7 protein-coding genes are annotated in these 8,949 nt (G+C 67.5%); 4 read left to right on the forward strand and 3 right to left on the reverse strand.

Going from position 1 to position 8,949, the window contains the following annotated elements; genetic code table 11:
* Window positions 1–82: 82 nt before the first annotated feature.
* From AAF184_23240 to AAF184_23250, 3 genes are all read left to right on the forward strand, one after another.
* Entirely contained in the window at window positions 83–346 is a 264-nt protein-coding gene (locus AAF184_23240) for a hypothetical protein (protein MEO0425270.1), read from the forward strand.
* A gap of 119 nt (window positions 347–465) precedes the next feature.
* Complete coding sequence (locus AAF184_23245; protein ID MEO0425271.1) at window positions 466–1,239, forward strand: class I SAM-dependent methyltransferase; 774 nt, start codon at window positions 466–468, stop codon at window positions 1,237–1,239.
* A gap of 163 nt (window positions 1,240–1,402) precedes the next feature.
* A complete protein-coding gene (locus AAF184_23250) occupies window positions 1,403–3,250 on the forward strand; it encodes a S8 family serine peptidase (protein MEO0425272.1) in 1,848 nt (615 codons plus the stop codon).
* An 89-nt stretch (window positions 3,251–3,339) separates the two neighbouring features.
* Here AAF184_23250 and AAF184_23255 read toward each other — a convergent pair whose 3' ends face one another.
* Window positions 3,340–4,116 (reverse strand): hypothetical protein, encoded by a 777-nt coding sequence (locus AAF184_23255; protein ID MEO0425273.1) that lies wholly within the window; start codon window positions 4,114–4,116, stop codon window positions 3,340–3,342.
* 195 nt (window positions 4,117–4,311) lie between these two features.
* Between AAF184_23255 and AAF184_23260 the strand changes: the two genes are divergently transcribed.
* Window positions 4,312–6,798, forward strand: a complete 2,487-nt coding sequence (locus AAF184_23260; protein ID MEO0425274.1) for an EAL domain-containing protein — start codon at window positions 4,312–4,314, stop codon at window positions 6,796–6,798.
* Between the two features lie 163 nt (window positions 6,799–6,961).
* Here the strand turns inward: AAF184_23260 and AAF184_23265 are convergent, their stop codons facing one another.
* Both AAF184_23265 and AAF184_23270 read right to left on the reverse strand, forming a co-directional pair.
* Window positions 6,962–7,894, reverse strand: a complete 933-nt coding sequence (locus AAF184_23265) for a hypothetical protein (protein MEO0425275.1) — start codon at window positions 7,892–7,894, stop codon at window positions 6,962–6,964.
* Window positions 7,895–8,036: 142 nt separating this feature from the next.
* Window positions 8,037–8,949 (reverse strand): hypothetical protein (locus AAF184_23270; GenBank protein MEO0425276.1); only part of this gene is annotated, 913 nt, incomplete at its 5' end.

Below are 8,949 nucleotides of genomic sequence, written 5' to 3' on the forward strand. Positions count from 1 at the left end.
CTGCCGTCTCCCACGACGGCAGCCGGACCCGCGGGCACTGCGCCTCGGCCTCCGCTAGCTGATGGAGCTCATAGGTGAATTCATGCGCGGACCGGGGGTACTACTCCTGATCCTCGCAGTGCTGGCGATCGAAGCTGCGCTACTCAGCGCCCTCGCCTCCCGGCGAGGCCCGGCGCCCGCCTCGTCGCGATCGCCCCTAAAGGGCACGTTGGCCAATCTGGCGGCCGGCGCATGCTTGGTCTTCGCCATGCTGGCGAGCACCCTCGAGGCGCACTGGGGCTGGAACGCTCTGTTCCTCACCGGGGCTTTCCTGGCGCACCTGGTGGATCTGAGCGACCGTTGGTAGGGCCGCACGCATCTAGGGAATCTCTGCACAAGTCCGCTGTCGCACTACGCGAGTCATCCACTTTCAGGTCGACATCGAACTACTGAGCGTCCAGATCGACGCAGCGCCAGGACCCCCAAATGCGCCCAACCCTCGCGACCACCGCCCTCATCGCCCTGCTCAGCACAGCGGCGTGCGGGGAGTGGACCGCCTCACCAAGCGACGCTTCGCCTTCATCGGACGTGTCGACGCCCGAGCTCGTCGCCCTCGCTACCGATGGCCCCTACGAGCTTCGCCCACCCAGCCGCGACGGCATCGGCAAGGTCTACCTCGGCCGGGAGATCTCCCACGTCATGGGCCACCTGGGCGCTGGCTGGCTCGAGCGGCCGGCCCGCGAGCAGGAGGAGCGCACGGACCTGCTGATCGACGCCCTGCCCATCGAGCGCGACTCCGTGGTGGCCGATATTGGCGCGGGCACCGGGTACTTCACGTTCCCCGTGGCCGAACGGGTGCCCGATGGGCAGGTGCTGGCCGTGGACATCCAGCCCGAGATGCTCGAGCGCATCGAGGAGCGCAAGGCGGACCGGGAGATCCGCAACGTGCAGACCGTGCTCGGCACGGTTGCCGATCCGAGGCTCGAGGCCGACAGCGTCGACCTGATCTTCATCGTGGACGCCTACCACGAGTTCTCCCACCCCCAGGAGATGGGCACGGCCATGGCGCGCGCCCTACGCCCCGGCGGCTACCTCGTGCTCATCGAGTACCGCTTGGAGGACCCCTCGGTGCGCATCAAGCGCCTGCACAAGATGACCGAAGAGCAGGCCAAACGGGAGATGGACGCCATCGGTTTGAACTGGTTGGAAACCAAGAGTTTCCTTCCAAAACAGCACTTTATGGTCTTCCAGAAGCCCTGAGCGCCCGCTCAGGGCAGCCCACCTCGGCGCCCGCCTTGGCGCCAAAACAAAGATTCTGCCGCGACTCGCAGATCACGTTATGATCGGCGGGCCACGGGCGAGCAGGCGCGCGGGAAGAATGCGCCAGCTCGTGGACGTCATTCACGTCACGGAGTCCGACACTATGAATCTTCGCTCGTCATCGACCGTCGCCGCCCTCGCGTGCGCGGTCGTGGCCGCGTCGCTACCCGCTCACGCAGGGGCAGCCACGCCGGCCAATATCGATCCCTGGGTCCTCGAGGCCACGGAGAATGCCAGCGCCGAGTTCATCGTCTTCCTCGATGAGCAAGCCGATCTCGCCGGCGTCGACAAGAAGCGCACCCGGCGCAAGCGCGGCGCCGCCGTGCACCGCCTGCTCACGGAGAAGGCCGCCGCCACCCAGGGTCCCCTCCTCGAGCGCCTGCGCGAGGCGGGCGTGGAGCACCGTGCCTACTGGATCGCCAACATGATCTGGGTACGCGGCAGTCGCGCCCTCGCCGAGGAGCTGGCGGCCCGCAGGGACGTCGCCCACATCTACGCCAACCCCACGGTGCAGATGGCACCGCCCCAGGTACACCCTGCTGACCTGCTCCTCGGCCCCCAGGGCATCGAGCAGAGCCTGCAGCAGATCGGCGTGCCCGACACCTTCTGGGCCAACGGCTTCACGGGCGAAGGCATCGTGATCGGCGGCCAGGACACGGGCTACGACTGGGACCACCCGGCCCTGATCAACCACTACCGCGGCAACGATGCTGGCACCGTCGACCACAACTACCACTGGCACGACTCGATCCACTCGGGCTTCGGCAATCCCTGCGGTGTCGACTCCCCCGTGCCCTGCGACGACAACGATCACGGCACCCACACGATGGGCACCATGGTCGGTGACGACGGTGGCAGCAACCAGATCGGCGTCGCCCCCGGCGCGACGTGGATCGGCTGTCGCAACATGGACCGCGGCAACGGCACCCCGGCCACCTACAGCGAGTGCTTCGAGTGGTTCGTGGCCCCCACGGATCTCAATGGCCAGAACCCGCGCCCGGACCTCGCCCCGCACGTGATCAACAACAGCTGGAGCTGCCCCACGAGCGAGGGTTGCACGGACCCGAACGTGATGCTGACGGTGGTCAACAACGCCCGTGCCGCCGGCATCGTGGTGGTGGTGTCGGCAGGTAACTCCGGCTCCGGGTGCAGCACCGTGAACACCCCGGCCGCTATCTACGATGCGTCCACCACCGTGGGCTCGGTGAACTCCTTCAGCGAAATCTCGAGCTTCTCCAGCCGTGGCCCGGTGACCGTTGACGGCAGCAACCGCCTGAAGCCCGACCTGGTGGCACCTGGTGAGAACATTCGCTCGAGCGTGGTGGGCGGTGGCTACGCCCGCTTCAGCGGCACCAGCATGTCCGGCCCCCACGTGGCCGGCATGACCGCCCTGCTGATGTCGTCCCAGTCCTGCCTGGAACGCGACCCCGACGCCGTCGAGGCCTTCATGAAGGCCAATGCGCAGTTCTGGACCAGCACGCAAAACTGCGGTGGCATCCCCGGCAACATCCAGCCGAGCCCCGTCTACGGGTACGGTGAGATCCGCTCCGCCCTGCCCGGCGTGGCCGACTGCGTCGCGCCGATCGGCGGTGGCGGCGCGGGGCTCAACCTGGGCTCGAGCATCGCGATCTGCATTCCGCCCTCGGGCGCTGCGGGCCGGGTTATCGCGGAGGTGGATCAGGCCCTCGCCTTCAACTGCGAAGCGGCCGGCCTCGATGTGAACAGCGGCGAGCGGGTCATCATGGTGTTGCGTGGCACGGCCAGCGGCACGGCCCTGCAGGGCACGCTCACCGGCGTCGACGGCCAGGTCGCGGTCTGCCGCAACCAGACCACCGGCCAGAGCGTGAACGTGCCGCTCAGCGGTGCCGACGCATGGGACTGCTCAGCAGCAGGCCTCTCCGCAGCCCCGGGCGATAGCGTGCAGCAGATCCTAGTGGGCACGGCCGAGTAGCCGCGACCACACGATCCGCTAAGGACCAAGGCCGGGGGGCTGACGCCCTCCGGCCTTTTTCTTGGGACTCTTGATGCGCCGGTCAGCGATCACTGATTCCAGTTACGGCGCAGGGTCGCCAGGTCATCGCGGCGACTCACCTCCTCGGCGAGGGCCAGGAAAAGCTCCAGCTGCGCATCGGTGAAGACGTAGAGGCGTAGCAGCCGATCGTGGTGGAGGGCGAGCACGGACTCCCGCAACCGCGCCGAATTGAACACGAGCTGCGGGTACTGGCGCCGGAGGTTGGCGACGTAGCGCGACACGTACTGCCAGGCCAGGGTCTCGTCGGCGCTCTGCCCGAGCAGACCGTAGCGGTACACGACCGCCAGCACCCACGCCGCCACGTCGTCGTGGGCCTCGCGCGCGGCCAGGGCGAGCTCACGCACACCCCGATCGGGGTCCTCCTCCACCCCCAGGGCCGCCACGTAAGCCACCGCGAGGGGAAAGTGAGCCGGCCGATAGCCCTCGTTGGCGAGGTCCGACAGCGCGCCAGCGGCCTCGGCGAAACGGTTTGCGTCGCGCACCTTGAAGAGCAGCGCAGCCGCATGCGAAAAGGCCGCCTCTCGCACACCCTCACGAGCCGCAGACTCGAACAACTCGAGGGCCCGCGCGTGATCGGTGAGACGCCCCTCGCCGAGCAGGAAGCACACCCCCAAGCTGTGCCGAGCCTCAGGATCCGCCTGCGCTCGAGCGGCCGCGCCATCGCATCGCTCGACGGCTTGCGCGGTAAGGCCTTGAGCGTTGCTTAGCCCGGCGCCGAGCAGCGCCAGCGCGCCACAAGCGACCCGCGCTCCCCGCGCGACCCCATGAGCCTTCGTTCGAATCACCGCCGCTGCACCCCTGCCGATCAGTTCACACTCTGCCTACAAGCACCGAGGTTAAGTCAAAGGCACGCCATCGGGCACCATCAAGTTGTGATTCGCGCCGATCGGGCAGCGCCAGTGACTCCCTAAACTGCACGGGTTTGACGGTCGCCGCGCCACCGAGGCGGCGGGCAAGTTTAGGCAAGGGGCCAGGGCGCCGTGCAGCGGATCATTCAGCGACTGCCGATCAGTCAAAAGCTGACCATCTTCAATCTCATCCTCGGCCTCACGCTGATCGGCGTGGCCGGTGCGCTGCTGTTCTGGCAGAACCACCGCATGATGGAGCACGCCCTCGCCCAGCGCGTCGCCCAGCACGGGGCCATGGTGAGCGAGAACCTGGTGCAGCCGGTGGAATTCGCCGACTGGACGCGCGCCGCCTCCATCATGGACGCCTTCAACAAGGACCCCGCCATCGCCCGCGCCGAACTGCGCGGGGTGAGCGATGAGCTCATCGTCACCTACTACGGCACCAACCCGGTGGAGGACGAGGACGCGCAGGGCGCGATGCACACCCAGTCCATCCCCATCGTCGATCCCTACGGCCTCGAGATCGGCTGGCTGATGATCTACGTCTCGCGCGAGGAAGTGGTCGCCGCGGCGCGCGAGATGTTGGGCACGATCACCGCCATCCTGACCCTCGCCGTGCTGCTCGGCCTCGCCCTCGCCCACGGCAGTCAGCGCATGGTGACCAAGCCCCTCGCCAACCTAACGGATCTGGTAAAGCGCGTGCGGGAGAAGAAAGACTACGAGCTGCGCGCCGACCCCCTGTACCCCGACGACCTGGGTCGCCTGACCGAGGACGTCAACGCCATGCTCGAGATCATCCATGGGCGCGACATCCACCTGGCGCAAACCGTGGAGGTGCGCACGCGCGAACTGGCGGAACAGAACACGCGATTGGAGAGCGAGATTCGCCAGCGCGAGCGCGCCGATCGCCTGGCCAAGTCCAATCAGGTGAAGTTCGAGAAGGCCTTCGTCAACGCCCCCATCGGCATGGCCCTGGTATTGGGCGACGGCACCGTCATCCAGCGCAACCCCATGTTCGACTCGCTCATGGACACCGGCAGCGAACGGCGCCTGAACTTGCTCACGCTCATCACCGGCGAGACCCAAGACGATGTGCGCGAGCAGCTCCAGCAGATGGTGATCGCCAGCATCGGCGAGTTCGCCTGCGATGCGCAGGTACGCAGCCGCGACGGCCGCGACCTCACCTGTGACCTGCACTTCTCCTCCGTCCGCGAGGACGACGATTTCGCCTACGCCGTCCTGCAGCTGCAGGATGCGACCGAATCACGCCGCCTGGCCGCCGAGCTCCAGCACCAGGCTCGCCACGACGCCCTGACCGGGCTCGCCAACCGACGCGTGTTCGAGCAGACCCTCACCGACCTAGGTGCCGAGAAGGCCTCGAACGCCTACCCGCTGGTCATCGGACTCATCGATCTCGATAAGTTCAAGGTGGTGAACGACACGGCCGGCCACGCCGCCGGCGACGCCCTGCTGCAGCAGGTGGCGAGCACGATCAGCCAGAGCGTACGCGAGCGGGATCTGGTCGTGCGCCTCGGAGGCGATGAGTTCGCCGTGATCCTGCAACGCTGCGACCTCGATGCCGGCGCGCAGATCGCCGAGGTCATCCGCGCGCGCATGGAAGACCTCCTCTTCGCTTGGGATGAGCAGACCTTCCGCATCGGTGCCAGCATCGGCATCGTCGGCGTCGACCGCCCCACCGGCTCCCTGGACGACGCCCTGCGCCGGGCCGACGACGCCTGCTTCGCCGCCAAGGACGGTGGGCGCAACCGCGTGTGCCTGGCGGAGGACGAGGGCGGCGATCAGCAGGAAGAGCGCGCGGCGGAGGTGCACTGGGCTCAGCGCCTGCGCAGCGCTCTCGACGGCGATGGCTTTGCGTTGATGACGCAGCAGATCATGCCCCTGCAAGACCCTTCAGCGCCTCGCCAGGCCGAGGTGTTGCTGCGGATGCTCGACGAGCAGGGCGAGGCCAGCCTGCTGCCAGGCGCGTTCCTGCCGGTGGCAGATCGCTACGGTCTGGCCGCCGACATCGATCGCTGGGTCGTCGAACAACTCGGCCACCATCTCGCTCAACTAGGCGAGGCCCGTGCGATCGAGCACTGCTGGGTGAACCTCTCACCGGCCACGATCAAGGACGCCAGCTTCAGTGACTTCGTCCACGAACTCCAGGACACCCTGAAGTTACCGAACGGTTGGCTTAACTTCGAGATCCGCGAGGCGTTCGCGCAACGCGACGCGGGGGCCCTCGGCAAGCTCATGCAGGCCCTGCGCCCGCTTGGGTGCCGCTTTGCCCTGGACGGCTTCAGCACCAGCTCCTCATCCCTCGCGATCGCCCAGGAGCTGCGCGTCGACATGCTAAAGCTCGACGGCAACGCTGTGCGCGACGCGCACGAGAACGCCCTGGATCGCATCGTCGTGAAGTCGGCCATCGACGCCGCCAAGGCCCTAGACGTGCTGACCTGCGCGATGTTCATCGAGTCCACGCAGACCTTGGAAGACATGATGAGCCTGTCGGCCGACATGGCCCAGGGCTACGCGATCGAGCCGCCGACGCTGCTCCTGTCGGGGCCCGCCGTCCGGGCACCAGCGCGGGACGAGGGCGATCCGAGCGCAGCAGCCTGATACGAACGCCCGCCAGCAGCCTTAAGAAAATGACTCAGGCGAGTGCGAGACAAGGCGGAAATCGACGAAAAAGCGCAGTGTACGAACAGTACATGAGCATTTTGAGTCGATTTCCAACGCCGGATCGTGCCGCCTGAGGCATTTTCTTAAGGCTGCTGGGGCGTCAGGTGGTGGTCATCCAGGGACAGGCGCCCGGGAAACTGCGCAGCAAGTCCTCGAAGGTGAGCCAGCCCAAGCGCGAGGACACCCCCTGCAGCAAGTCCTCGTCGCGATGGGGCAGATCGCGCACCAAGGTGTCGTTACACCCCATGTAGTCGATCAGGAGCGCCGCGTAGTGGCGCGACTCCGGATGGTCGCGAAACAGCTGCGGCGTGAGCATGCAAAAGAGCGTGCGATCGGGCGAGCGACGTTCGAGGGCGCCGCCCAGGTCGTCACGGGCCGGCTCCACCATGATGTCGATCGTGCGCGTCAGCTGGTTGCGCAGACTGTCGTAGGGCACATCGCTCAAGCAGTCGTCCAGCACCTGCGCCTCGAAGAGCACCGCGAAACCGTTGGACGGGTTCAGCAAGACCGCATCCACCGTGACCGGCCCCTCGAGGGGACGCCGCGAGGGTCGCCGCGCGGCATCCAGCACGAAGGGGATGAGATGGCGCTGCTCGAGGTGCTCGGCCAACCAGTCGAGGTACGCGGGCGGCGAGGGGTACTGCACCTGGAAGAAGAGTTCCAAGGGCCCGTCCAGGCAGCTGACCCAGGTGGGCAGGTCACGAATCGGCGGCTGCCTGCCGAAGCAACTTGAGAACAAATCTATTAGGCGCTCGTTGCGCTGGGGATGATCGAACACGTGCTTCAGTGCGGCCACGCTCCACACGCGCTCGTCCTGCTCGATCTGGCGCGGTCGACGAGCCACGGACAGGGCGACGTCGGTGGCATCGCGATGGGCCGCCATGAACTGCTCATAGCGCTCGGCCGAGCGCTCGAAGTGCTCGATGTGTCGTGCGCTATCGCCCACGAAGTGCCGCGAGAGTTGCTCTGCGGCGTACGGCAGGTAGATGGGGTGAATCACCGGATTGCCCGACGTGGTTGCCCTCCAGGCCACCGGAATGCGCCACCCACTCGGCGCACCTGCGCGAGGCGGGCGAGTACCGATGTCGAGGAGCGCTCGGGTTACAGCAACATCAACCCGCTGCGAAATCAACTGCCGAGGTCCGATCCCCCATCTTCTGTCGCACCCGCATCGATCACCGCGCGGAGATCACCCACCCCTGCGCCGTGCAGTGCACCAGACGCACCCGCGACGGACTCTCCAGGCGCAGAAATACGAAGTCATCCGCGCTGCTACCCGCGATGCGCTCCACGCTCACCAGGGCCGATTCTCCGCGCTGGCGGTCGAGGGTCAGCAGGGGATCGCAATCGGCGCCCTCCGGCGCCCAATCACCTTGAATCAGCACTAGGCTCTCGAGCAGGGTGACGTTGAGCTGATCGGGCGTTACCGCATCGGGGCGGAACCGTCCCTCGAGTCGGTGTTGGGTGACCAGTTCCATGGCCGGCGCCTCCTGCTCGTCCGCTACGGCAGCGGAAGACACCAGGGCCTGGCTTTCCTCGCGCACTGACGCGGGCCAGGCACGGCGTCGCGCCGACACCTCTACAGGCGCCTCCTCATCTATCGCGTCGGCCTCGCTGCTGCGCTTCAGGGCGTAGGCAACCGCGGTGTCGCGCGGTGCCTGCATCGCCGCGGGCGCCGCTTCCTGCTCGCGCACGGTCGCCCCACCGAGCGCCAGGGGTGCCGGCGCACTCTGCACCAGCGCCACCTCGGCGTCCGCCAGAGCGCCCGCCGGCGCCTGCAGGTCAGCGTCGGGCACGCTCAACAAGCCCGGCAACACCAGGGCGACCATCGCCACCGCGGCGGCCAGGGCGATCCACGGCGACGGCCTGGCGTACCCGCCAGCGCTTGCCGACGCCTGGTCCTCGTCGCGCTGACTGGCGCAGGCCACGGCCTCGCGAGCCGCCGCGCGGATCTGTGCGTCGAGGGCCGCCGGCGGCGGGGCCGGCGGTTGCGCGTGATAGCGCGCCAGCAGGGCGCGCTCTGCCTCGTCGCGCTCGTCTGCCTTACTGTCCATGGGGCGCCATGCCTCCTTTGAGTTTGCGCACCGC

The sequence above is a fragment of the Pseudomonadota bacterium genome (assembly GCA_039815145.1).
In the GTDB taxonomy this organism is placed as follows: domain Bacteria; phylum Pseudomonadota; class Gammaproteobacteria; order Steroidobacterales; family JBCBZW01; genus JBCBZW01.

What these genes read in the sequence shown, in the direction of transcription:
- AAF184_23240 (MEO0425270.1), top strand. Translation starts at nt 83, where the DNA reads ATGCGCGGACCGGGGGTACTACTCCTGATCCTCGCAGTGCTGGCGATC.
- AAF184_23245 (MEO0425271.1), top strand. Translation starts at nt 466, where the DNA reads ATGCGCCCAACCCTCGCGACCACCGCCCTCATCGCCCTGCTCAGCACA.
- AAF184_23250 (MEO0425272.1), top strand. Translation starts at nt 1,403, where the DNA reads ATGAATCTTCGCTCGTCATCGACCGTCGCCGCCCTCGCGTGCGCGGTC.